At 62.7% G+C, this 24,078-nt stretch carries 22 protein-coding genes; 7 read left to right on the top strand and 15 right to left on the bottom strand.

The genetic code is table 11. The annotated features are described in order from the left end of the window. Positions 1-45: 45 nt before the first annotated feature. Positions 46-4,494 carry an amino acid adenylation domain-containing protein gene (locus FGF54_RS23230; protein WP_142781299.1) on the bottom strand — a complete coding sequence of 1,483 codons (4,449 nt, stop codon included), beginning with the start codon at positions 4,492-4,494 and terminating at the stop codon, positions 46-48. An 81-nt stretch (positions 4,495-4,575) separates the two neighbouring features. Between FGF54_RS23230 and FGF54_RS23225 the strand changes: the two genes are divergently transcribed. From FGF54_RS23225 to FGF54_RS23200, 6 genes are all read left to right on the top strand, one after another. Then, complete coding sequence (locus tag FGF54_RS23225; RefSeq protein ID WP_142781298.1) at positions 4,576-5,751, top strand: isochorismate synthase MenF; 1,176 nt, start codon at positions 4,576-4,578, stop codon at positions 5,749-5,751. 18 nt (positions 5,752-5,769) lie between these two features. Further along, positions 5,770-7,395 carry a (2,3-dihydroxybenzoyl)adenylate synthase gene (locus FGF54_RS23220; RefSeq protein ID WP_142781297.1) on the top strand — a complete coding sequence of 542 codons (1,626 nt, stop codon included), beginning with the start codon at positions 5,770-5,772 and terminating at the stop codon, positions 7,393-7,395. A 95-nt stretch (positions 7,396-7,490) separates the two neighbouring features. After that, positions 7,491-8,360, top strand: a complete 870-nt coding sequence (locus FGF54_RS23215) for an isochorismatase (protein WP_142781296.1) — start codon at positions 7,491-7,493, stop codon at positions 8,358-8,360. A 13-nt stretch (positions 8,361-8,373) separates the two neighbouring features. Next, positions 8,374-9,129 carry a 2,3-dihydro-2,3-dihydroxybenzoate dehydrogenase gene (gene dhbA / locus FGF54_RS23210; RefSeq protein ID WP_142781295.1) on the top strand — a complete coding sequence of 252 codons (756 nt, stop codon included), beginning with the start codon at positions 8,374-8,376 and terminating at the stop codon, positions 9,127-9,129. An 84-nt stretch (positions 9,130-9,213) separates the two neighbouring features. Then, the gene (locus FGF54_RS23205; RefSeq protein WP_142781294.1) at positions 9,214-9,927 is read left to right on the top strand and encodes a 4'-phosphopantetheinyl transferase; all 714 of its coding nucleotides are present in this window, start codon (positions 9,214-9,216) and stop codon (positions 9,925-9,927) included. 127 nt (positions 9,928-10,054) lie between these two features. After that, a complete protein-coding gene (locus tag FGF54_RS23200; protein ID WP_142781293.1) occupies positions 10,055-11,968 on the top strand; it encodes a PhoX family phosphatase in 1,914 nt (637 codons plus the stop codon). A 105-nt stretch (positions 11,969-12,073) separates the two neighbouring features. Here the strand turns inward: FGF54_RS23200 and FGF54_RS23195 are convergent, their stop codons facing one another. The 14 genes from FGF54_RS23195 to FGF54_RS23130 all read right to left on the bottom strand — a co-directional run bounded on the left by FGF54_RS23195 (position 12,074) and on the right by FGF54_RS23130 (position 23,574). After that, entirely contained in the window at positions 12,074-12,769 is a 696-nt protein-coding gene (locus FGF54_RS23195) for a cytochrome c3 family protein (RefSeq protein ID WP_305765078.1), read from the bottom strand. A gap of 2 nt (positions 12,770-12,771) precedes the next feature. Beyond that, positions 12,772-13,263, bottom strand: coding sequence for a nitrate reductase cytochrome c-type subunit (locus FGF54_RS23190; RefSeq protein ID WP_065655264.1), 492 nt, complete (start codon positions 13,261-13,263; stop codon positions 12,772-12,774). Next, positions 13,233-15,737, bottom strand: a complete 2,505-nt coding sequence (napA, locus tag FGF54_RS23185) for a periplasmic nitrate reductase subunit alpha (protein WP_078053271.1) — start codon at positions 15,735-15,737, stop codon at positions 13,233-13,235. Before napA ends, FGF54_RS23190 begins: the two co-directional genes overlap by 31 nt. Further along, a complete protein-coding gene (locus FGF54_RS23180; protein WP_003520944.1) occupies positions 15,712-15,999 on the bottom strand; it encodes a chaperone NapD in 288 nt (95 codons plus the stop codon). Before FGF54_RS23180 ends, napA begins: the two co-directional genes overlap by 26 nt. Then, complete coding sequence (locus tag FGF54_RS23175) at positions 15,992-16,492, bottom strand: ferredoxin-type protein NapF (RefSeq protein WP_142781291.1); 501 nt, start codon at positions 16,490-16,492, stop codon at positions 15,992-15,994. Before FGF54_RS23175 ends, FGF54_RS23180 begins: the two co-directional genes overlap by 8 nt. A gap of 7 nt (positions 16,493-16,499) precedes the next feature. After that, positions 16,500-16,685 carry a periplasmic nitrate reductase, NapE protein gene (gene napE, locus FGF54_RS23170; protein WP_031234042.1) on the bottom strand — a complete coding sequence of 62 codons (186 nt, stop codon included), beginning with the start codon at positions 16,683-16,685 and terminating at the stop codon, positions 16,500-16,502. A gap of 201 nt (positions 16,686-16,886) precedes the next feature. Further along, positions 16,887-18,074: an NnrS family protein gene (locus FGF54_RS23165; protein WP_142781290.1), complete on the bottom strand. Its 1,188-nt coding sequence runs from the start codon at positions 18,072-18,074 to the stop codon at positions 16,887-16,889. Continuing rightward, complete coding sequence (locus FGF54_RS23160) at positions 18,071-18,823, bottom strand: ATP-binding cassette domain-containing protein (RefSeq protein WP_142781289.1); 753 nt, start codon at positions 18,821-18,823, stop codon at positions 18,071-18,073. Before FGF54_RS23160 ends, FGF54_RS23165 begins: the two co-directional genes overlap by 4 nt. Then, positions 18,820-19,629 (bottom strand): ABC transporter permease, encoded by an 810-nt coding sequence (locus FGF54_RS23155; protein ID WP_125146449.1) that lies wholly within the window; start codon positions 19,627-19,629, stop codon positions 18,820-18,822. Before FGF54_RS23155 ends, FGF54_RS23160 begins: the two co-directional genes overlap by 4 nt. Before the next feature lie 5 nt (positions 19,630-19,634). Continuing rightward, entirely contained in the window at positions 19,635-20,618 is a 984-nt protein-coding gene (locus FGF54_RS23150; RefSeq protein ID WP_142781288.1) for an ABC transporter substrate-binding protein, read from the bottom strand. 148 nt (positions 20,619-20,766) lie between these two features. Further along, positions 20,767-21,150, bottom strand: coding sequence for a hypothetical protein (locus FGF54_RS23145; protein WP_142781287.1), 384 nt, complete (start codon positions 21,148-21,150; stop codon positions 20,767-20,769). Further along, on the bottom strand, positions 21,147-22,085 hold the full coding sequence (locus FGF54_RS23140; RefSeq protein WP_142781286.1) for a U32 family peptidase: 939 nt from the start codon (positions 22,083-22,085) through the stop codon (positions 21,147-21,149). The genes FGF54_RS23145 and FGF54_RS23140 overlap by 4 nt, the downstream gene beginning before the upstream one ends. Positions 22,086-22,090: 5 nt before the next feature. Continuing rightward, entirely contained in the window at positions 22,091-23,068 is a 978-nt protein-coding gene (locus tag FGF54_RS23135; protein ID WP_065655256.1) for a peptidase U32 family protein, read from the bottom strand. Beyond that, entirely contained in the window at positions 23,059-23,574 is a 516-nt protein-coding gene (locus FGF54_RS23130) for an SCP2 domain-containing protein (protein ID WP_142781285.1), read from the bottom strand. The genes FGF54_RS23135 and FGF54_RS23130 overlap by 10 nt, the downstream gene beginning before the upstream one ends. A gap of 149 nt (positions 23,575-23,723) precedes the next feature. Here FGF54_RS23130 and FGF54_RS23125 point away from each other — a divergent pair, with 149 nt between their 5' ends. Further along, positions 23,724-24,074 carry a DUF488 domain-containing protein gene (locus tag FGF54_RS23125; RefSeq protein ID WP_142781284.1) on the top strand — a complete coding sequence of 117 codons (351 nt, stop codon included), beginning with the start codon at positions 23,724-23,726 and terminating at the stop codon, positions 24,072-24,074. Positions 24,075-24,078 lie beyond the last annotated feature (4 nt).

Raw genomic sequence — 24,078 nt, 5'->3', positions numbered from 1 at the left:
CAATTTCCGTTATCGGGCGCGAAGTGCCGCCCGAAATGATTGGGTTCACGCCGCCCGGGCGGCCAGGAGCGAAGTCACCTGTCTGGCGTTGCGGCACCGCAGAAGCTGCTGCGGTGTGAGCTCCACGCCGAAGGCAGTGCGGATTTCAGCCGAAACGGTTTTCAGATGCGAAGGCAGAAGACCGAGCGCCAGCAGGTCGCTGTTCGCATCCACATTCGCCGGTTTTTTACCCAGCACGCCGAGATAGATATCCAGCACCCGGCGGTCGCCCTGATCGACGGCGGGAGCAGCAGGGGCGGAGATTTTTGCCGGTTCCGCAGCACCTGTCAGCAATTCGCGGGCGCGACGGCGATCCGGCTTGCCATTGGCCGAGAGCGGCAGATCGTCGACCTTGAGAAACCGGCCGGGCACATGCGATTCCGGCAGATGCTGGCGGGCAAAATTGCGCAGATCGGCGGTCGAGAGTTCAAGGCCCGGCGCAACGACGTACAGCACGCCGATGGCCGCCTCGCCCTTTTGTTCGACGCCGTAATCCACCACCAGAACGCGCTGGATGGAAGGATGGCGGATAAGCTCGTTTTCCACATCCGGCAGCGAAACGCGCACGCCGCGCACCTTGACGTAACCATTGACGCGGCTGGCAAACATGATCTTGCCATCCGGCCGGTAACGGCCCCGGTCTCCGGTGCGGAAGGCGCGCACGGGGTTTCCTTCCGGATCGGCAACCGTCACGAAATCCGTCTGGGTAATCGCGCCATCTTCTAAATAGCCGATTGCCACATTCACGCCGGCCGTATGGATGCGGCCGACGACACCGGCCGGGCAATGGCCGCCCTGATCGTTGAGGACGAAATAACGATTGGCGGGCAGCGGGTGGCCATAGGGCACGGCCGCCACATCTTCGGCAGCGATCTCGTGCCAGATGCTCCAGATCGTGGTTTCCGTCGGCCCGCCGAGCGATATCAGCCGCAGGCCGGGCTTCAGCCGGCGAAGCTCTTCGACGATCATCGGCTTGATGTAATCGCCGCCCTGCGCCACGAGCCGGAGCGAAGCAAGCTGGTCGCCACGGCGGCAGGAGAGAAGCATTTCGAGGATGGCCGGCACCGAGCACCAGAGCGTGACGCCATGTTCGGCCACCAGCTCGTTCCAGCGCACCGCATCCTTTTCCTCTCCCGGTTCCGGCAACACCAGGGTCGCTCCCGCGACGAGCGCGCCGAAAACATCGAAGACGGACATGTCGTGATGCAGCGGCGTGACGGAGATGAACACATCGCCATCCGTCACCGCCCATTCCGCAAGCGTACTGCCAACGACATTGGCCGTGGCGCGGTTGGAAAGCACGACGCATTTCGGTTTGCCCGTCGTGCCGGACGTGTAGAGATAATAAGCAGGCTCCTCGCTTCGGGAAAGCGCCGCCACCTCCGCCATGGTAACGGGTGCGCCGGCCGGTGCGGGCGCGGACAGAAGCGCCGCCGGATCGACAGCGTCGAAACCCTGCGGAACGCTGCGGGCGACGATGATCGCCGGGCGGCAATTGGTCAGCAGGTAGCGCAGGCGATCTTCCGGCGAGCCGGCATCGACCGGCACCCAGACCGCACCCATCAACGCCGCGGCGAGCGTGATGGCCGTATGTTCCGGGCTGCGCGGCAGGCACACGGCCACGACATCGCCACGGCCGATGCCGCGCGCCCTGAGGCCCGCCATCGCCCCTGCCACCATCTGACCGAGTTCGCCATAGGAGATACGTCGCTTGCCGCTGACGAGCGCCGTGCGCGACGGGTCGCCCTCGAAAAGATGGCCGGCGATCCGTTCCAGAAATGGCGGGCAGACGAAGTTTCCTTCGTCGCCGTTCAGCCGGTAGTGAGACAGGTCGACAATATCGCGTGCGTTGAAGGAGAAAGCGCCGCTATCGGCGATCGCGACAATCGCGCGCTCGATGGCCGCGAGAATATCCGCCACCGTCGCCGCATCGATCGCCTGCTCGGCATAATCGATATCGAGCACGAGATCGCCCTGCGGATTCTGCGAAAAGCGGAAATCCAGCGCCACCTGCGGCGTCTGGGTAAGCCCGCCGGTCCATTGCATCGTCGATTCGGATGAAAGCGTCGGCCAGGTCAGACCGTTGGTGATCACCACCGGCAAGGCGAGCCCGCCCGGATTGGCATTGAGAAGCACACGATTGAGATCGATACCCGAAAAGGCGAGATGGTTCAGCCCTTCCAGCACATCCGTCTGGAGGCCCGCCGCCCGCTCCGCAAAGCTATTCTTGGCCGCATCCCATTGGACGGCGATGAAGCTGGAGCGGTTGGCGAAGGCGCCTTCCACCTGCGGCGCGACGGGAATGCCGACGACGAGCGCGCCTTCGTTGAGCCAGAGCGAGAGCACATCGAGGATAACGGCCGTCAGCGCCGAATTTTTGAACAGCCGCTCTTTCGCACCGATGCGTGAAAAGGCGGTGAAACGCTGTTTTTCGACAGTCAGGCTCTGGCGGCTGTAACGCGAGGTGGGAATGGTTTCGAGCGGTGCTTTCCACGGCAGTTGCGAGGGCACCTCGGCATCTTTCAACTTTTCAGCCCAATAGGCGGCATCCCCGGAACGGGCCGCCGAAATATCCTCCTTCGGCGTTCCGACCGTTACGGCGGCTTCCGGCGGCACGACGCCTTCGAAGAGTTCCGCCGCGAGACTGGCAATGGCCCGCCCATCAAGGATAAGCGCGTCGAAACGCAGGAAGACCACGATCTTATGCCCCGTCGGCCCGGCATCCGGCATAAGAAACACCGTGACCTGCCATGGCGAGGCTGCGAGATCGAAATGTGCATGGGAGAAATCCCGTCGCACCGCGTCGATCCTTGCCTCGGCTTGCGGAACAGACAGGGCCGAAAGATCGACGAGATCGAGATTGATCTTCGGCTCATCGGAGACCATCTGCACCAGCCGTCGCTCATCGATGCGAGTGCGCAGGCTTTCATGTCTCGCGACCATCGCGGCAAGCCGCGACCGCAGCAGTTCCGGGTCGATATCGCCGCGATATTCGCGGAACTCCTGCATCGCCACGCCGCTCAGCGGCAGATGGGTGCCGCGCCCGAGCAGATAGGCCTGTTGCAGGGGTGAGAGGGGACGTTCCATGGGTTTTCCTTTTGCCTCGGCTGCCGTTTCCGGCCGCTGCGCGACCAATCGCGCCACGCTTTCGCAAACAAGATCGGGGCTTTCGGCAATCCGGCGAAGAAGAGCGACGTAGGTTTCGAACAAGGCGCGCAGCCAGCGTTCCGGCAGCACATCGAGCCGCACATCCCAGTTGATCAGCAACCCGCCATCCACCGCCGCCACCTGCGCATCCAGCGCCACCCCCGGCCCCTGCGAGACGGTGTGGACCATCGGACCGAACACCCGCCCGATCCTTTCCGAAAACAGCTCCCCACCCGGAAGATCGACCCCAGCGGTGAAAACCACCGGCGAGGTCTGCAAACCACCGCGCTGGCGGGAGAGATCGCGCATGACGCTGACACCCGGATAGGACTGGTGCGCGAGAAGCCCGTTCATCTCATCGAACAGCCGACCAAGCAGCGCCTCGAGCGTTTCTTCAGACCTGATGTCGACGCCGAGCACGAGCACGTTGGAAAATTCGCCGACGATCTCATCGACCCCTTGCACCAGCGGCGCGCGCCAGAAACCCGGCACGGAAAGCCGGAATTTTTCCGCCCCCGACGCCTGCGACAGCGCCAGTGCGAAAACGCCGAGCAGAAGGGTCGATGTCGTCACGGAAAAACGCCGCGCTGTCCGCTCCAGGCTGCTACGCTCGGCCGCAGAAAGCAGCGTGGCGAGCCGGTCCGTGTGAACGGCGCGCGAGGGGTCATCGGACAGAAACGGCAGCGGCGGAGCGTCCGGAACATCGGCAAGCCGTTGCCGCCACCACAGGCGGTCCCTTTCGCGCAAGCCCCTCAAGTCCGGATCGAACATGAGACGTTCCGCCCAGTCGAAAAACGACGGGGTCACTGATTCGAAAGTCCGGGTTTCGTCCGCGCCTGACGCCGTCTCGTAAAAGCGGGCAAGGTCTTCCATCACGATCCGCACGCTGGCCGGATCGACGGCCAGCATGTCTGTGTCCACATGCAGACGGCAACGTCCCTCCGGCAACAGGCTGAGCGAGATCGCCGCCGGTGCGGCAATGCGTAGATCGGCCCAGCGATGGCTCCATTCCTCGCGCTTCGCCTCAAGACGGCGTGCAAGCGCCTCCGAATCGAGCGCGGCCATGTCCTCCACATCGAGGCGGAGCGGCCGGCCGGCAGGATCGACGGACTGATCGCCTTCAGCATCGATCCTGAGGCTCAGCATGGGGTGACGCCGGCAGAGCCTTTCCACGGCAACGGCCAGTTTTTCCGCATCCACCGCCTGCCCGTCGAATTCGAGGTAGAGATGCGGCGTAACTTTCCCGAGTATTCCATCCGCCTCGCGGCCGACCCAATAGGCCACCTGCATGGGGGTTAAATTTAGCATGTGAATTTGAACCGGTTGACAAAACATGATTAGCATACTCAAGTATAAGCCATCGTCAACCACTCGCACAGGAGGCATCCCATGAAAACGGGAGCACTCAGGACGAATGACGTCGAATCCGACGAAATTACTGAATTTAATAGAGAATTTCTGTTTACTTCCGGCAGCGGGCAATTGCGCGCCAAGGGCATTCGCGAAAAGATAGCGATTCCCGCCCGGGGCGGCGAAGACATTGCCAGCCCGCTGCAGCAGGCACTGGCCGTCGCCTTCGAGCGTGCGCAGCGGGAGGGACAGGAGAACCCCATCGCCATCGGCGCGATCCCCTTCGATGTCAGCGAACCTTCATGCCTGTATATTCCATACAACTATGAATGGAATTCCAAGGATGCGGAGCCGATCGTCGCCGATTCGGCCATGCCCGCCCTTGTCGGCCAGAACAGCCTGCCGGACGAGAGCGGTTTCAAGCATGCCGTCGAACATGCCATCGTCAATTTCCGCCATTCCGAAGTCCGCAAGGCGGTGCTTTCCGTCATGCGTGAACTGACTTTCGCCTCCGAGGTCAATGTCGAAAGATTGCTGGCGAGCCTCGCCAAACAGAACCGCGAAGGTTACCAGTTCCGCATTCCGCTGCCCGATGGCGGCGACCTGATCGGCGTCAGCCCGGAACTTCTGATTCGCAAGCAGGGCGAGAAAATCATCTCGAACCCGCTGGCGGGATCGGCAAAACGCATGGTCGATCCGGCGGCGGACAAGGCCAATGCGGATCGGCTTTCGGCTTCGGAAAAAGACCATTACGAGCATAGCCTCGTCATCGAGGATATCCGCTCGCTGCTTTCGCCGGTCTGCGCGGAACTCGATGTTCCCGAAAAACCCTCCCTCATCAACACGGCGGCACTCTGGCATCTTTCGACCCGCATCGAAGGCCGTCTCGCCGATCCGGAAACCAATGCGCTGCAGCTTGCCTGCCTGCTGCACCCGACGCCAGCCGTCTGCGGCTTCCCCACCGAGCGCGCCCATCGCCTCATACGCTTCGTCGAACCTTTCGAGCGTGGCCTCTTCACCGGCATGGTCGGCTGGACGGATTCGCAAGGAAATGGCGAATGGGTGGTGACCATCCGTTGCGGCACCGTGCAGCGGGAAACCGTGCGGCTCTTCGCCGGCGCGGGCATCGTGGAGGCCTCGGAGCCCGAATCCGAATGGGCCGAGGTGCAGACCAAGCTCAAGACCATGCTGAACGCCTGCGGTCTTGCGGCCTAATTTTTCCAGGGACAAACCATGACAATCGAATTCCAACGCTGGCCCGAGGATTTCGTTCGCCGATACCGCGAACGCGGCTACTGGATCGACCGGCCGCTGAGCGGCATTCTCGCCGAACAGGTGGAGCGCCGGCCGGACGCCACAGCGCTGATCTGCGGCGACCGTCGTTTCAGCTATGCCGATCTCGACCGGCAATCCTCCAATCTGGCCGGACATCTCTCCGCCGCAGGCATCGGCAGGGGTGATACGGCGCTGGTGCAGTTGCCGAACATAGCCGAGTTCTATCTCGTCTTTTTCGCGCTCATCAAAATCGGCGCCGCCCCCGTCAACGCGCTTTTCAGCCATCGCCGGCTGGAAATGACATCCTATGCGGAGCAGATCGCGCCGAAGCTGGTGATCGCCTCGCGCAGGCACGAGCTTTTCGCCGATGACACATTTGTGGAGGCGCTGAAGGCGGCCTCTCCAAAGCTTGCCCTGACCCTGCTGCTCGGCGAAACCGATCCGCAGCGCAGCCTGGAGCAGAAGCTGGCCGCCCCGGCCGAAAATCCACCGGCTTACGCCCCTTCCGCCGCCGATGAGGTGGCGCTGTTCCAGCTTTCCGGCGGCAGCACCGGAACGCCGAAACTGATCCCCCGGACGCATAACGACTACGACTACAGCGCCCGGGCCAGCGCGGAGATTTGCGAACTTTCGCCGCAGACCCGCTTCCTCTGCGCCATTCCGGTGGCGCATAACTACCCGATGAGTTCGCCCGGCGCGCTCGGTGTGTTCCACGCCGGCGGTACGGTGGTCATGGCCGCCAATCCGGAGCCGCTTGCCTGCTTCGATCTGATCGAAAAACACGGCGTCGATATCGTGCCGCTGGTGCCGCCGGCGGTGGCGCTGTGGCTGCAGGCAGCTCCCGCCCATCGCGAACGGCTGAAATCGCTCAAACTCCTGCAGGTCGGGGGCGCAAGCTTCGCCGAAGCGCTCGCCCGCCAGGTGCCGGAGGTGCTGGGCTGCGACCTGCAGCAGGTGTTCGGCATGGCGGAAGGTCTGGTGAACTACACCCGCTTCGGTGACCCCGACCATATCGTCTTCACCACGCAAGGCCGGCCGATCAGCCCGGATGACGAAATCCGCATCGTCGACGAGGACGGCAACGACGTGCCCGAGGGCGAAGCCGGCATGCTGGCGACCCGTGGCCCCTATACGTTCCGGGGCTATTACCGCGCGCCCGAACACAGCGCCCGGGTCTTCGACAAGGACGGCTTCTATTATTCCGGCGATGTCGTGCAGCGCACGCCCGAAGGTTATCTGCGGGTCGTTGGCCGGGTGAAGGACCAGATCAATCGCGGCGGCGAAAAGGTCGCTTCGGAGGAGGTCGAAAACCTCATCCTGCGGCATCCGGATGTGACGCATGCGGCGCTGGTGGCGATGCAGGACGAGCTTCTCGGCGAAAAAAGCTGCGTCTTCGTCGTATCCCGCAATCCCGCGCTCAAGGCGCCGGCCATCCGCCAGCATCTCGCCGGTCTCGGCGTCGCGGATTACAAGCTGCCGGACCGCGTGCGCTTCATCGAGGCCATGCCGCTCACCGCCGTCGGCAAGATCGACAAGAAGCGCCTTCGCGACTTGTTGACAGCCCCCGTCGCCATCAGCGCCTGACACGCAGCGCCAATCGAAAGGGACGCTCAAAAGGGCGTCCCCATTCCAAAGATTACGCGCCGCCCGAGCCGGCGCAGCAAAAAACCGAGGTCATCATGACGATCCCCACCATTTCCGACTATCCGATGCCGGTCGCCGCGAGCTTTCCGGCCAACAAGACAAAATGGCAGCCCGATGCGAAACGCGCCGTGCTTCTCATCCACGACATGCAGCGTTATTTCCTGCGGTTCTACGAGGCCGACGGCAAGCTGATGACCACCCTCATCGACAATCTCGCCAAGGTGAAGGCATGGGCCGTAGAGAACGGTGTGCCGGTCATCTATACCGCCCAGCCGCATAACCAGCCGCCCGGCGACCGCGCGCTCCTGAACGACATGTGGGGACCGGGGCTCACCGTCGTCGATCCCGAATTGCAGAAGGTGGTCGACAAGCTCGCGCCGACGCCCGACGACGTGGTGTTGACCAAATGGCGCTACAGCGCCTTCCAGCGTTCCGACCTTGCTGAGCGCATGAAAGGCTGGGGCCGCGACCAGATCATCGTCGGCGGCGTTTACGCCCATATCGGCTGCATGATGACGGCGGTGGAAGCCTTCATGAAGGATATTCAGCCCTTCATGATCGGTGACGGCGTCGCCGATTTTTCCGAGGCCGAACACCGCATGGCGCTGCAATATGTGGCGACGCGCTGCGGCGTGGTGATCGACACCGCAAGCCTTGTCGGTGCAGGCGAGGCCACCGGCACCCGCGAATGGCTGAAAGCCCGCGTCCTGCAGATGGTGGAGGATGAAAGCGATATCGACCCCGATGAAAACCTCATCTTCTACGGGCTGGATTCGCTGCAGGTGATGAAGCTCGCCGGCGAATTGAAGGAACGCGGTGTCACCGTCGGCTTCGATGAGCTGGCCCGTGTGCCGACACTTTCCGCCTGGTGGGCGCTGATCGAAGAAAAGCGGCTCGCAGCCTGAGCGGACGGACAAGATGACGCAACAGAGATTTACCGGGCGGCGTGTGCTGGTGACGGGCACGGCCCAGGGCATCGGCCGCCGCATCGCCGAACGTTTCATCGAGGAAGGGGCCGAGGTCATCGGCCTCGACCTTCTGGCCGACACAGTGGGGGCTCCCTTCCGCCAGATCGCGCTCGACATCACCGACGCGGCGGCAGTGGAGACGGTCTGCAAAGCGATCGAGAGCGAATGGGGCGGCCTCGATATTCTGGTCAATACCGCCGGCATATTGCGGCTCGGCGACAGCGAAAGCCTGACGCCGGCGGACTGGAAAGCCTGCATGGATGTCAATGCCGCCGGACCGTTCTATATGCTGCGGCAATGGAGCAGCACCTTCAAGCGGCAGCGGCGCGGCGCAATCGTCAATGTCGGCTCCAATGCCGCCGTCGTGCCGCGCATCGGCATGATGGCCTATTGCGCTTCCAAGGCGGCGCTGGTCAGCCTCAGCCATTGCGCCGCCCTTGAGCTTGCCCCCTATGGCGTGCGCTGCAACGTCGTTTCACCCGGCTCCACCGATACGCCGATGCTTGCCGGCATGTTGAGCGATCCCGCCGGCAAGGACCGGCTGGTCGCCGGCCTGCCCGAGCAGTTCAAGCTCGGCATTCCGCTCGGCAAGATCGCGAGGCCGGACGATATCGCCGATACGGTGCTGTTCCTCGCCTCCGATCAGGCCGGCCATGTGACGATGCAGCAGATCGTCGTCGATGGCGGCGCAACGCTTGCGGCCTGAACGGGAGCCGGAGAGCGAAAAGCGTGAGCGGTTTCGCCATCCCGCTCTCATCATGATCTAGGCCGCTGGATGAAGGTGACGGACATGGCCATTGCAACGGCGTTTCATCGCAAAGCCGTCTCCGGCGATCCACCGGAGGCCATCTGGCCTTGGCCGGACGACAGCGGCGATTGCCATTGCCTCACCCTTCGTTACAGCGCCGATGAGGGTTGCGGCGGCGAGGTCCCTCCCTTGCCGCCGCAGCTTTTGCGCGCCCTGCCCAAACGCAAGGCGGAGTTCATCGCCGGGCGCAGATGCGCGGCAGAAGCCATCCGCCGCCTCACCGGCCGCTCCACCTTTCCCGGCATGGGTGAGGACCGCGCGCCGATCTGGCCAGAGGGTGTGATCGGCGCGATTTCCCACTGCCATGAGCGGGCGATTGCCCTTGCCGGCTCTTCCGGGCGGTTCCGCGGCATCGGCATCGATATCGAAAGGCTTCTGACCGAGGAGGAGGCCGGCGATATCGCCGCGCAGGCCCTGACGGCAAACGAACGCCACAGCCTCGGGAATGACATCGATCCCTTCATGACTGGCTTGATTTTCTCGGCCAAGGAAAGCCTGTTCAAGGCGCTTTATCCGACAGTGAAACGTTTTTTCTTTTTCGACGCGGCCGAATTATCCGGCTTAGACGACAACGGCTCGGCCTCGCTGCGGCTGACCGCCGACATAGGCGGCGAATGGCGCAGGGGAACGGAGATTCCCTTCCGCTTCTGCCGCCTCGACGGTTTTCTCGTCACCCGCATCCTGATCGGGCGCTGACGAAAAAAGCGGCCCCGGCGCAGGGAAAATGACCGCCGATACTGCCCTTTCCGTCATCCGCATGAAATATTGGGACGGTAGGCACCTTGCTGGAATGATTCCAAACAAGCAACGGTGGAGACAGACTATGACCGACATCGATACGAGCAAATTGTCCTGGGACGAGTGGGACGAACTGCAGAACCCGCCGCCGGCCGAAACCGATTTCGACCGCGTCGTCGAAACCGCGATTTCCCGCCGCGGCTTTCTCGGCGGCGTGCTTGCCTTCGGTTCGGCCGCGGCCGCCATGGGCACGCTCGGCAACCTGATGAGCAGCACCTCGGCCGAAGCGCAGGAAGCCGCCGCCGGCCGTTTCCCCTTCAAGCCGGTTGCCGCCGCCACCGACAACACCATCCATGTCCCGGAAGGTTATAACTGGAAGCCGCTGGCGAAATGGGGCCAGCCGCTGTTCTCCAACGTTCCCGATCTCGACCCCGCCAAGGGCGTCAGCGTTGAAAACTCCGACAAGGTCTTCGGCGAGAACACCGACGGCATGGAACTCTTCGTGGTCGGCAGCCACCAGCTGATCGCCGTCAACCATGAATATGTGAACCCCGAAATCAACCTGCCGCACACTGACAAGGGCAACCCGAAGACGGCCGACGACGTGAAAATCCTGCAGAACATGCAGGGCGTCACCGTCATGGAAGTCGCGGAAGACAAGGACGGCTGGAAGATCGTTCTCGACAGCCCCTTCAACCGCCGTATCCACCACAATACGCCGATGAAGCTTTCCGGCCCGGCCGCAGGCTCCGATCTCGTCAAGACCGCCGCCGACCCGAAGGGTGTCGACTGTCTCGGGACCTTCAACAATTGCGGCGCCGGCCGCACGCCGTGGGGCACCTACCTCACCTGCGAAGAAAACTTCAACGGCTATTTCGGCACCACCGACGCCGCCTTCAAGCTGCCTGACGATTACAAGCGTTACGGCATCGTCGCCGAAACCCGCTACGCCTATGAGAAGTTCGACGCGCGTTTCGACGTCGCCAAGAACCCCAACGAACCGCGCCGCGCCGGTTACGTGGTCGAGATCGACCCTTCGGACGCCTCCTCCACCCCGATCAAGCGCACCGCGCTCGGCCGCATCAAGCACGAAAACGCCGCCGTGGTCATCGCCCGCGATGGCCGTGTCGTCGTTTACATGGGTGACGACGAGCGTGGCGAGTTCCTCTATAAATTCGTCTCCAACGGCATCTACGTGCCGGGCGGCGACACCTCGAAGCTGCTCGACGAAGGCACGCTCTACGTCGCGAAGTTCTCCGATGACGGCGCCGGCGAATGGCTCGCCCTGACGCCTGAAACCACCGGCATGAAGATCGACGAAATCTGCGTCTTCACCCGTCAAGCCGCTTCCAAGGTGGGCGCAACGACCATGGACCGCCCGGAATGGGTCGCCATCAACCCGGTCGCCATCGAAGCCTATTGCGCGCTGACCAACAACAGCCGCCGCGGCGAAATGAAGGACGGCAAGCTGCGCGCCAATGCCGGCGGCGACGCCATGGCGATCAATGCCGCCAACCCGCGCGAAAAGAACGAATACGGCCAGATCGTGCGCTGGTATCCGGAAAATGACGACCATGCGGACGGCAAGTTCAAGTGGGACCTGTTCTGCATGGCCGGCAACCCTTCCGTCCACAAAGACGCCTATGCGGGTTCTTCGAACATCAACGAAGGCAACATGTTCAACTCGCCTGACGGCATGATGTTCGATAGCACCGGTCTGCTCTGGATCCAGACCGATGGCGAGGACACCAATGAAGGCAACTTCGCCGGCCAGGGCAACAACCAGATGCTGGCGGGCGACCCGGCCACCGGCCGTATCGAGCGTTTCCTCACCGCCCCGAAGGGTTCCGAAGTCACCGGCCAGACATGGTCCGGCGACAAGCGCACCCACTTCGTCGGCATCCAGCACCCTGACGCCCCCTTCCCGGATGGCGAAGGCAAGCTGCCACGCTCGGCCCTCATCGCCATCAAGCGCGATGACAATGTGAAGATCGGCTAAGCCACAGACATATTGGCAACCGGATCGTCGCGACAGCCGCGATCCGGTTCTACTGACGAAAACGCCGTGCGCCCGAGGGGATGCACGGCGTTTTTTTTCAGACGATCAGAAAACGTTCCGGTGCACATCCGTCATCGCGCGCCGCAGGTCATCGACGGCAGAGGCCGTCGGCCCCGGTTGATCGTTGAGTGCCGGCGGCATTTTCCAGCCGGGGTCTATGCCTTCCATATTGGGCAATTCATGGGCGATGCCTTTATGGCAATCGATGCAGGTGGCCTTGCCCGTCAGCAGATATTTGGAATGGATATCGGCGGCGCGCTGCGTCTGTTTGGTAAAGTCCATGGCGGCGGCGGAATGGCAGTTGCGGCATTCCAGGCTGTCATTAGCCTTCAGGCGCGACCATTCGTGCTGGGCAAGCTCCAGCCGCTTGTCGAGAAACTTCTTGCGCGTGTCGATGGTGCCGAAAATCTTGCCCCAGACCTCCTTCGAGGCCTGCATCTTGCGGGCGATCTTGTCCGTCCACTCATGCGGCACATGGCAATCCGGGCAGGAGGCGCGCACACCGGAGCGGTTGGAGAAATGCACCGTCCGCGTCAGTTCCTCATAAACATTCGCGCGCATCTCATGGCAGGAAATGCAGAAGGCTTCTTTGTTGGTCATCTCAAGCGCGGTGTTGAAGGCGCCCCAGAACATGACCCCGCCGACGAATCCGCCAAGGGTGAGAAACGCGAGGCTGAGCGTGCCGGCCGGTGTCGTCAGAACCGCCCAGAGCCAGGCGAGAAGTTTTTTCACACGGGCGATCATCATTCGCTACCCGCCGGTTTGACGCCCATCTCGCTCATGTCCTGAAAGGTGTTGGGCACGAGCGGCCGTGTGTCGGCCTGCGGCACGTGGCAGGCCGTGCAGAAATAACGGCGTGGCGAAACATCCGCCAGCATCTGGCCTTCGCGCGTCATGTAATGGGTGACGCTGATCATCGGCGCGCCGGAATCCTGCGTGAATTCGCGCTTGTGACAGGAGAGACAGCGGTTGGCGTTGACCGAAAGCTGGTAACCGTCGATCGAATGCGGGATGACCGGCGGCTGCTCCGGATAGGCGCGCATGCGCCTGAAATCGTCGATCACCCATTTCGGCAGGGGTTTCGCAGGTTCGGTCTGCATGGCATCGCCGCGCGGGCCGGACAATTCCGGCACCATCTGCGCAACGGCCCCCGTCGCCACCGTCGCAACAACGAAAGCGGCGATCATCCATCCGTGTTTCCTGATCATGCGACCGGCTCTATCTTGACTGCGCATTTCTTGAAATCCGTCTGCTTGGAGATGGGATCGGTTGCGTCGAGCGTCACCTTGTTGATGAGCTGGCTGGCATCGAACCAGGGAACGAAGATGACACCGGGCGGCATGCGGTTGCGGCCGCGCGTTTCCACGCGGGAGCGTATTTCGCCACGGCGCGAAACGATGCGGATTTCCGCGCCCTGATTGAGCCCTCGCTTGCGCGCATCGTCGGCATTCATGAAACAGCGGGCGCCGGGGAAAGCCTTGTAGAGTTCCGGCACGCGCATGGTCATGGAGCCGGAATGCCAGTGTTCCAGCACGCGACCCGTCACCAGCCAGGTATCGAATTCCGCATCCGGGGATTCCGCCGGCGGCTCGTAGGGCACGGCGATGATGACCGCCTTGCCGTCCTTGTTGCCGTAGAACTTCACGCCCTCGCCCGGTTTGACATAGGGGTCGTAACCTTCGCGGTAACGCCACAGCGTTTCCTTGCCATCCACCACCGGCCAGCGCATGCCGCGCACCTCGTGATAGGCATCGTAAGGCGCCAGATCATGACCGTGGCCGCGCCCGAAGGCGGCATATTCCTCGAAGAGACCCTTTTGCAGATAGAAGCCGAAGTGTTTTGCTTCCTGGTTTTCGTATTCGCCGTTGATCTCGCTTAACGGGAATTTGCCGACATCGCTGTCCTTGAAGAGCACCTCGTACAGCGTCTTGCCGCGATAGGCGGGATTGGCGTCCAGTATCTCCGCCGGCCACACCTCATCCGTGGTGAAGCGCTTGGAGAACTCCACCAGTTGCCAGAGGTCGGAACGCGCCTCGCCCGAGGCCTCGACAAGCTGGTGCCAGACATGGGTGCGCCGCTCGGCATTGCCATAGGCCCCTTCCTTCTCCACCCACATGGCGGCGGGCAGGATGAGGTCGGCGCTCATGGCCGTGATGGTCGGATAGGCATCCGAAACAACGATGAAGTTTTCCGGGTTGCGATAGCCCTGATAGGTCTCGTTCTTGGTGTTGGGGCCGGCTTGGACGTTATTATTGACCTGCACCCAGTAGAAATTCAGCTTGCCGTCATGCAGCATGCGGTCCTGCTGCACGGCGTGGTAACCCGGCTTTTCCGGGATGATGCCGTGCGGGATGCGCCAGATTTCCTCGGCATGTTTGCGGTGTTCCGGGTTGGTCACCGTCATGTCGGCCGGCAGGCGATGGGCGAAGGTGCCCACCTCGCGCGCCGTGCCGCAGGCCGAGGGCTGGCCGGTGAGCGAGAACGGGCTGTTGCCCGGCTCGGAAATCTTTCCGGTCAAAAGATGGATGTTGTAGACCATCTGGTTGGCCCAGACGCCGCGCACATGCTGGTTGAACCCCATGGTCCACAGCGACATGACCTTGCGGTTCGGGTCCGCATAAAGCTCGGCCAGCTCCTCCAGGAAACCGGCTTCCACGCCGGTCATGGCGGCGGTCTTTTCCAGCGTATATTCGGAGACGAATTCCTTGAAGGTCTCGAAATCGATCGCTTCGGTCTTGGTCGGATCGGCGGAATTGGCGGCATTCACCTCCACTGGATTGTCGGGCCGCAGGCCATAACCGATATCGGTGACACCGCGCACGAATTTCGTGTGGTTCTTCACGAAGTCTTCGTTGACGCGCCCGGTCTTGATGATGTGGTTGGCGATGTAATTGAGGATGACGAGATCCGTGCCCGGCTTGAAGACCATCGGAATATCGGCAAGGTCCATGCTGCGATGGGTGAAGGTCGAAAGCACCGCCACCTTCACATGGTCGAAGCCCAGGCGCCGGTCGGCAATGCGCGTCCACAAAATGGGATGCATCTCCGCCATGTTCGAACCCCAGAGCACGAAGGCATCGGCATGTTCGAAATCATCGTAACAGCCCATCGGCTCGTCCATGCCGAAGGTGCGCATGAAGGCGTAAGCGGCGGACGCCATGCAGTGGCGGGCATTGGGATCGAGATTGTTGGAGCGGAAGCCGGCGCGCATCAGCTTGGTTGCGGCGTAGCCTTCGAAGATCGTCCACTGGCCGGAGCCGAACATGCCCACGGCCGTCGGTCCCTTCTCCTTCAGCACCCGCTTGCACTGCTGCGCCATCACGTCGAAGGCCTCATCCCAGCTCACCGGCTCGAACTCGCCGTCCTTGGCGTAGACGCCGCCTTTTTTGCGCAGAAGCGGGGTTTGCAGGCGGTCCTTGCCATACATGATCTTGGACAGGAAATAGCCCTTGATGCAGTTGAGGCCGCGATTGACCTCCGCCTGCATGTCGCCATGGGTGGCGACGACCTTGCCTTCCTTGACGCCGACCATGACGCCGCAGCCCGTGCCGCAGAAACGACAGGGCGCCTTGGACCACTTGATCTGCAATGCGGAAACCCCGCCCGGCACCGGCTGGGCGGCGGCCGGCAGCGCAATGCCCGCCGTTGCCGCCGCAATGCCGGCGGCATGGGCCTTCAATAGATCACGCCGCGTCAGTTCGCTGCTCATCGCCGCTTGTCTCCTCTGTGTCGACGTGTTCGAAAACCATGTTGGCGGCAATCACACCGTCGAGTGTCGAAATATAAGTGAGCGTATCGCCCAGCATGCCGGTGCTCGTGCCGTCTATGACGATGACGATCTTGCCGTTGCCCTCGCCATGAACCTCGACATTGTCGAGCGTTGAAAGCGTTGCCAGCACGGCGTCCCGCATCTGCGGCATCACCGCCACCACGGCGCTTGAAACATGATACCGGCCTGTATTTTCAGGCATATTGCATCTCCGTGGCTCTCTCTTTGATCTCGATCACACTGGCGGGACAGACGGACACGCAGGCCCCGCAACCGGTGCAGGCATCTTCCAGCAGTTCCGGAACGAAGGGGCCGCCACGGCGGGGCCGAAACCGGATGGCCTCGGTCGGGCAGGCATCGCGGCAGGCCTGACAATCGATATTGCCGAAGGCGAGACACCGCTCACCGATCGCCATGACATGATCGAAGCGCTGCGCCGCGGGGGCGGCAAAGACCGGTTCGGGACAGGCCTCCGCGCATTTGCCGCAGAAGGTGCATTCCCCGACGGAGAAATCCACCGAAGGCAAACCGTCCGCCATGACAATGATGCCGGTGGGACAGGCCTCGACGCATTTTGCGCAACCGCTGCACGCGGCGAGGTCACTCAACGCGACCCCGGGGGGACAGGTGCGTGGTCTATTTTTTTGCCCGCCGCGCAAAAAATCGCGCCGGCTGAGAGAGACTTCCATCATCATCTCGCCCTCAATGTCCGGGCGGCCCCGGCGGGCCGTAAATGATCTGGAACATCCAGACGATAAAGCCATAGGCTCCGACAAATCCGACCGCCAGAATGGGCCAGATTCCGAAGGCCAGAACGGCGAAGGTCACAAGTTCCTTCGTCCGGCTTGGCTTTTCATCTGCGTGTTGAGGCGCGACTATTTTAGGCATATTCGCGTTTCCCTATTCGGTTGGAGTGATAATCGACCAAAAAGAAAATATGTTCAACCATTTGATTTTATTGATTATTTATCAAAACTAACATTCATCAATATCCCTCCTCTAAGTCACTGATTTCACATTATGCTTTTGCCGAAAAAATAAACAAATTCGCCGGAACAGTGATGTCGGCGCAGCGGGGCAAGGTCTCTCTCATCCGCATGCGCCCGCCTCATCGATGCCACGCGCGCACATGAAAGGCAGGAAGCCCTGCAACCAGACCCCGAAGCTCGCCGCCCACAAAACGGCGCTGAGGCCATGGTGATAGGGCGATAATGTTGCGGCAAAATCGAATTCCGGCAGGATGCGGACCAGACCGGCCATCGCCATCAGAACGGCGGCCGCATGCGCCTGCCATGGGAGATGCGTCAGATTGCGGCCCGTATGCCGCAGCCCGGCAATGATGAAGACGGCCATGACGGCGCATCCCAACGCCCCGACCGACAGCAGATGCAGCCCTGCGGCGGGCGTGACGGGAAAACCGAGCCGTGTCGCGCCGAGCGCCAGAAAACCCGCGCCCGCAAAGGCGTTGCCGAGGCCAAGCAACAGCACCTCGGTCTTGAAGACGGCACGCCCGATGAACCATTCGGCCAGCCGGTCAAAAAAGGCGGCGCCGGCCGCAAGCGAAAGCCAGGCGCAGACATCGCTCTGCGGAAAGAAAAGCTTCGCCGCCATGTAAAGCGTCACCATGGCGCCTGCCATATGCTGGCGGCCGGGATGCGGCCGGTAAGGCGTGGTCTCGCCGCCGGGATCGAGCGCCAGATTGATGACGACCACATTGATACGTGCGGCGGAAAGTGAAAACAGCACGGTGAAAATGCACAGCGCCGCTTCCAGAAAGCGGGATGCAAGTTCGAGATCGCCGCTCCACCAGGCATAACGCACACCCGCTTCAGCCGCCGTAAACAGAAGAAGCCAGACGAGGAACGTCAGGTGTTTCACCGTGCGCCGCGCCAGCATCGCCCTGCCGATGAGAATCGAGAGCGCGAGCAGAAAGGCGAGATCGAAAAAACCTGCAAACAGGCTTCCTGCCTCCATCCCGAGAAGGCCGATAAGGCGGCCCGGCAGCCAGAGACCGGCAAGATGAAGCAGCGTTCGTCCCTGCGCCGGCTTCGTATCCGTCCATTCCGGCACCGCCGAGCCAAGGAAACCGGCAAGCGCCATGCCATAGGTGCCGAAGATCATTTCATGGGCGTGCCATTGCGATGCAGGCACCGCATCGGCGAAAGGCAGGGCATAACCACCGATGACGATCCACAGGAAGGGCCAGCCCGCGCCGTGCAGGGCGGCCAGAGGGAAAAACAGCCGCAGGGCTTCGGAAAGGATGGGGGGCTGCCTCATCGTACCCGCTCCTTTGCCGAAAACAGTTCGGCGAAGGCCGGGTTCTCGGACAGGCGTTCCGCTTCGTCGAAAACCGCACGCGCCATGCGCCGGCCCGGAGAACCCGCGGTCTTATGCGCGGCAATGACGCGGCCATCGACGCCGGAGAGCACGATCAGCCTGTCGGCCACCAGCAACGCCTCATGAAGATCATGGGTGACGAGAAGGGTGGAAAAACCGCGCCGGCGGGCGGCGCTCACCAGAAGCTCCTGCAAATGACGGCGCAGGCCGACATCGACGGCGCTGAAGGGCTCGTCCAGAAACAGCATGTCCGGTTCCACGGCGAGCGCCCGCGCCACGCCAGCGCGCTGGCGCATGCCGCCGGAGAGTTCCACCGGATATTTACCGAAATCCGCCGCCTCCAGACCGACCTCCTGCGCAAAAAGGCCCGCCCTTTCGCGCCGCTCCCGTTTCGGCATGCCGGCCGCCGCAAGGCCGTAGGCGATATTGTCGATAAGCGTCATCCACGGCAGCAGCCTCGGTTCCTGAAACACCAGCCCCTGCCGGCGATAATGGCGATGCACGCGGCCGCGAACAGGATCGATGATACCAGCCGCGATCTGCAAAATCGTCGTCTTGCCGCTGCCGGAGGGGCCGAGCAGCGCCACGGTTTCCCCCGGCGCTATGCCGAGATCGAAATTCTCGAACAGGCTGCGGCCGAGAAAGGCGTGGCCGACATGTTCGAAACGCAGGATGGAACGGTCGCTCATCGTTTGACACCCCATGGCAACCCGGCGGCGCGCCAGCGTTCCAGCGCCTCGCGCAGCAGATGCAGCAGGCCGTAATCGGTCAGCAGCGCCAGCGCGACGGTGATGGCGAGCCAGGCGCTGACCTGCGCGATATCGAACAGCGCGCGTGCGGTGGCCAGTTCGCCGCCAATGCCGCCGGAATTCGAAAGGAGCTCGGCCATGACGGTTACTTTCCACGCGCTTCCCGCCGTCGTCGTCCAGGCCGGGAAGAGGTAGGAGAGCACATGCGGCATGGTGACGGTGCGCAGCCGGTAAAACCACGGAGCGCCGAAAGCCTGCGCCATCACCTCCAGCTGACGGTCCCGCTTGGCGACACCTTCCAGCGCACCGGCAAAGGACACGGGGGCCGAGGCGATGATGACGGTCATGACAGCCGTACCGCCGGACGAGCCAAACCAGATGAGCGCCAGCACGATCCAGCCGATGGGCGGCACGCCGAGCAGAACGGTGACGACAGGCTTCATCAACCGCATGGCCGCGAAGGAATAGCCCGCCAGCACGCCCGCTACCGTGCCGATGCCGGCGGCGATGGCAAAGCCGGTCAGGGCCCTGACGGCGCTCTGCGACAGGATGGCGAAGAAATCCGGCCGCGCCGCCAGAAGCCCCATTGCCGCGAAGGTCTCTCCCGGCGAAGGCAGGATGAAGGAGCCATAAATCTCATGCCCGGCCTGCCAGGCGGCGAGAAAACAGAAAATGCCTGAAAGCCCGGCCCAGCCCGCCCACAGATAGCGGCCCATCCAGCCAAGACTTTCGAGAATGCGGTTCATGCCTGCTACACCAGATAAAACCCGTCATCCGGCCGCCGGCCGCCGATGATTGCCGGGTCGGCCTTGGCAAGCTCATCGTAGAACGCCTCGAGATCGGCGCGCGCAGCGCTCGCCTTCAGGGCGCAAAGATGACTTGTCGGGAAGGAGGCCGCGATGATTTCCGGCGGGAAACCCAAGGCATCGGCGGCCGCATCGGCCGCCATCTTCGGATCGGCCATGGCGCTGGCAAGCGCCGTCTCCATGGCGTCCTGCAAAGCCTCGATGCCGGCCCTGCCGAGTTTTTGCTGGACCGGCGAAGTCAAGGCGAGGCCAGCCTGCGGAATTTCAGCCTTGCCCGCCACCTTCGCCCATTCCCGCTGAATATCGATGGTGCGATGGACGGTCATGAAAAACGATTTCGCCTTGATGAGCACGGCGGTCGCGGCCGGCTCGCTCAGCAGGGCGGCATCCACCCGTCCCGTCAGCAGCAATTGCACGGCTTCCGGCGGCGAGGCGGCATATTCCAGCTTGATGTCGCCGGGCTTCAGGCCGTTTTCGGCAACAAGGCGGCGCAGCACGAAATCGGGCATGTCGTTCTTGAACGGCAAAGCGAGGGTCTTGCCGGAAAGGCTTTGCAGGGAGTTCAACGTCCCGTCTTTCGAAACGATATAGAGCAGGCCCGTGGTCAGCACGTTCAACAGCCCAAGGCCGAGACCGCGATTATGGAGATTGGCGACGCCGTAGCTCGGCATCACCACCGCCCCCATGGAGCCGGAGGCGACGGCGGCGCGCATTTCATCCGGCGTTCTCCAGACTTTGAAAACGGCGCCGGGTGCGACATCCTTCAGGAACCCGCCCTTTACCGCATGGGCCAGCACGGCCGACGGTGCGGCCGGAGGGCCATAAAAGGTGAGCGGCGCTTCCGCCTTCGCAACATGCGGTGCGGCAAGTGTCGCGACCGCGAGCCCGGAAAAGGCCGAAAGAGCCTGACGACGGGTGAGATGGGCCATGGTCCTGATCCTTTCGCGCCGGAAGCGCCCTGATGCGCGTGACGCCCGCTCAGACCTGTCTTCCGGTCCCGGCGCGTCACCAACCCGGAAATGACATTTTGCAAGCGCTCGCTCTTTGCGCAGGATCAAACAGGGCCGAAAACAGGGATTATTCACCCTTCTTGAGTGAGAGCGCGTCCCGCAGGAGCCGCGAGCCCTCCTGAGCGGCGGCAGCGATATCGAGAAACATCAGGCTTGCGGTTTCGACCACGCCTTGATCCACCGTGTCGTCTTCGGCGAAATCGCAGAGCATCTCGGTCAGGAGCGCGATCTTGCGACGCTCCTCGCGGGCGGCGGCCAGAAGCTTGACGATATTGCGCTGGCGCTCGAAATCCTCGAGTTCGCGCAGCGCCTCGTGCACCCTGTCGCGGCAGCCGCAATCAAGCGCACTCTGCAAGACAATATCGCGCACCAGATGGATTGCCGCCGCGATATCCGCTCCGCCCGGTGCGGCTGCGGGCAGCTTTTGCTCGCTTTGCCCGTTCGTCGTCATGCATTCACCCCGTGCGCCGTGTTGCGGGCGCGGGCGATCCAGGCCGCCCCTTCCTGCCCGTGGTGAAAACCATTGGAAAAGGGCACGTCCGGATAGATGTGCCCGAGACGTGCAAGACCGTCCTCCGCCTCCCGCCTGCTGGCCAGAACATCGTCATGGATTTGCGCCACCGCAACCATGTCGCAGTCCTGCGGCGACAGCCGGAAGCGGGAAATGCCGGCGGCGGCCAGATCCTGTAATTCGCCAAGCAGCGACTGGCAGGTATGCGACACCGTCTGCACGCCGTTCAGCGCCAGAAACGACTGCCGGTCGAGCGTGCGTACCGGCAATCCATCCGGATCGTCACCGCAGACGAACTGGCAATTATCCTTGATATTGCCCTTGGCGCGGGCATGGGCGCAGCGCGCCGAAATGGCGAGCGGCAGGCGGCCGAAGGCGAAGATTTCGAAGTCCACATCAGGTGTCTCCGCCACGATGCGCTCCACCGAGGTCATCGGTAGTTCCGGCGGCAGGCATATGGCGCTCGCGCCGCGAGACGACAGCAACCGCGCGGTCGCGGCATTATAGACATTCACCATCGGCCCGACGACATGCGGGGTGCCGTGCAGCATGCCGAGCGCGGAAAGATCGTTCGCCTCGACGGGATAGGGACTGTCGACGATCAGGCCGCGCAGGTGGCGGCTTTCCCGCTCCAGCGTCACCAGCGAAAGCGTCGAGAGGATCACCTGTTTTCCGGCACTCTCCAGCCGCTCGATCACCTCTGCCAGATGCGGCTCGGTGAAATGAAACCGTTTGGAGCAGACGGTTTCACCAAGATAGACATGGCTGACGGGCGCTTCATCGGCGATGCGGAAATAGAAATCGCGCCATTTCTCCCCCTGCCAGAGATAGAGGACCGGGCCGAGCGCCAATGTGGCTTTTGCGGGTTTTGCCATCGCCGTCATCTCCAGCGTTTCTCATAAGCGCCGACGGTGGTGCGCTGGCCTTCGCTCAGGAGCCGCAGGCGGGAAAGCAGCCTGCCGCGCTCCTCAGCACCGGCGGCAAGCGCCCGGTGCAGGGTGGAAACCACTTCCGCCACATAGGCCTTGCCGCGCTGGCGGCCCTCGATCTTTAGCGCGCTGACGCCCGCCTCGCGCAAGGCATCGATCTGGTCCATCACGTCAAGCGACACCGGATCCTCGAAGGCATAGGACCTGTCATCCGCGATCTCGAAACGGCCCTTGCACAGCGTGGGGTAACCCGCCGCCTCGCCGGCGGGAAAACGGTTGATGGTGTAATCGCCGAGTTCCGACACCAGCGCCTGCCCGTCCTGCCGGTAGCGGACGTGGCTTGCCGGCGAGCAGACGCCGTTCATGTTGGGTGACTTGCCTGTGGCGTAAGACGAGAGCGAGCAGCGTCCCTCCGCCATGACGCAGAGACCGCCGAACACGAAGATTTCGATCTCACAGCGGATTTGCCGCGCCAGCCGGGCGATGTCGGGGATAGTCAGGGTGCGCGGCAGCACCACGCGTTTCGCGCCGAAGGCATCGACGAGGAAATTCACCGCGTCCGCATTGGAGGCGGAGGCCTGCACGGAGACGTGGATACGCTGCTGCGGATGATGTTCCGCCACATGCGCCATCAGGCCGAAATCGGCAAGGATAAGCGCGTCCGCCCCCGCCTTCACGGCATCGGCCGCGCCGCGATACCAGATATCCTCATGCCCGGCGCGCATGAAGGTGTTGAGCGCCACGAAGGTCTGGACACCGCGCTTTTTCGCGTAAACGATGGCCTCGGCAAGTTCCTCGCGGGAAAAATTAAGGCCGGGGAAATTGCGGGCATTGGTTTCATCGCGAAACCCGCAATAGACGGCATCGGCACCGGCATCCACGGCCTCGCGAAAGGCGGCGGGCGTTCCCGCGGGACAGATCAGTTCCATGCCTCACCTCCCCGTGTTTCGGATAGAACATGGCCGCGCAGGCGGTTCGCAAGGCCCGTTACCATCGGCGCGAAAGGTCCGGCAAATGCACCGAGATCGCGCGGCAGATCGATACCGCTATCATCGAGCGCATTGCGCAGCGCCAGCATCGCCTCCATATCGCCGGTGACGCTGAGATCGCGTGAGAAGAACAGCGCATCGGCATCCTGCCGCCCCTCCATCAGCGCAAGCAGCATGAAGAGCGGTCCCTCGACCGCCGCGTCCGTCTTGGGCAGGCGGGCCTTGCGGCTGACGGTGATGGCAGGACCTGCCGGCTCGACCATGAAGGCGAAGGGGAGATCGACGGGCAGAAAGGCGTAGCGCTTGCCACGATGTTCACCGAGCCGGACGAACATATCCGGATGCCGCTTCATGATCTGCGCCAGCATCGCCGCCGTCGCTCGCTGCACCACGGCAAGAGGCAGGAAATTCATGGGGCGGGCGATGGCGGCGGGAAAAGGTCTCATGAAAGGTCCTGTCGGCTCAGTTGCGGGCGGCAACCTAACCGCAACGCGCGGGTGGCGGTTTGAGCGAACGCAAAGACAGGGAAATTTTCGGGTGCGCCTTCACAAAAGCCGCTATAAATCATTCACTTGCCAAGCGAAGGAGGCCGCCCGTGTCCGATTTAAGGGTCAAACGGATTTACGAACCCGCCAGCGACGATGACGGCGCGCGCATTCTGGTGGACCGGCTCTGGCCGCGCGGCATGAGCAAGGAAAATGCAAAGCTTTCCCTGTGGATGAAGGAAATCGCGCCCAGCAACGAATTGCGCAAGAACTTCTCCCATATGCCGTCTCGCTTTGAGGAATTCACCCGGCATTATCATGAGGAGCTTTCGGTCAATCCCGATGCCGTGGCGCACATGAAGGAGCTGATGGCGAAGGGCCGGGTCACGCTGCTTTATGCCGCCCACGATACCGAACACAACCACGCCCTGGTTCTCGCCGACTATCTTCGTTCGCACTGAGCCG

This window comes from Agrobacterium sp. T29 (genome assembly GCF_006970545.1).
Classification (GTDB): domain Bacteria; phylum Pseudomonadota; class Alphaproteobacteria; order Rhizobiales; family Rhizobiaceae; genus Agrobacterium; species Agrobacterium leguminum.
Note: the sequence above shows the minus strand (reverse complement) of the source record. Positions and strands in the feature narration are given on the sequence as shown.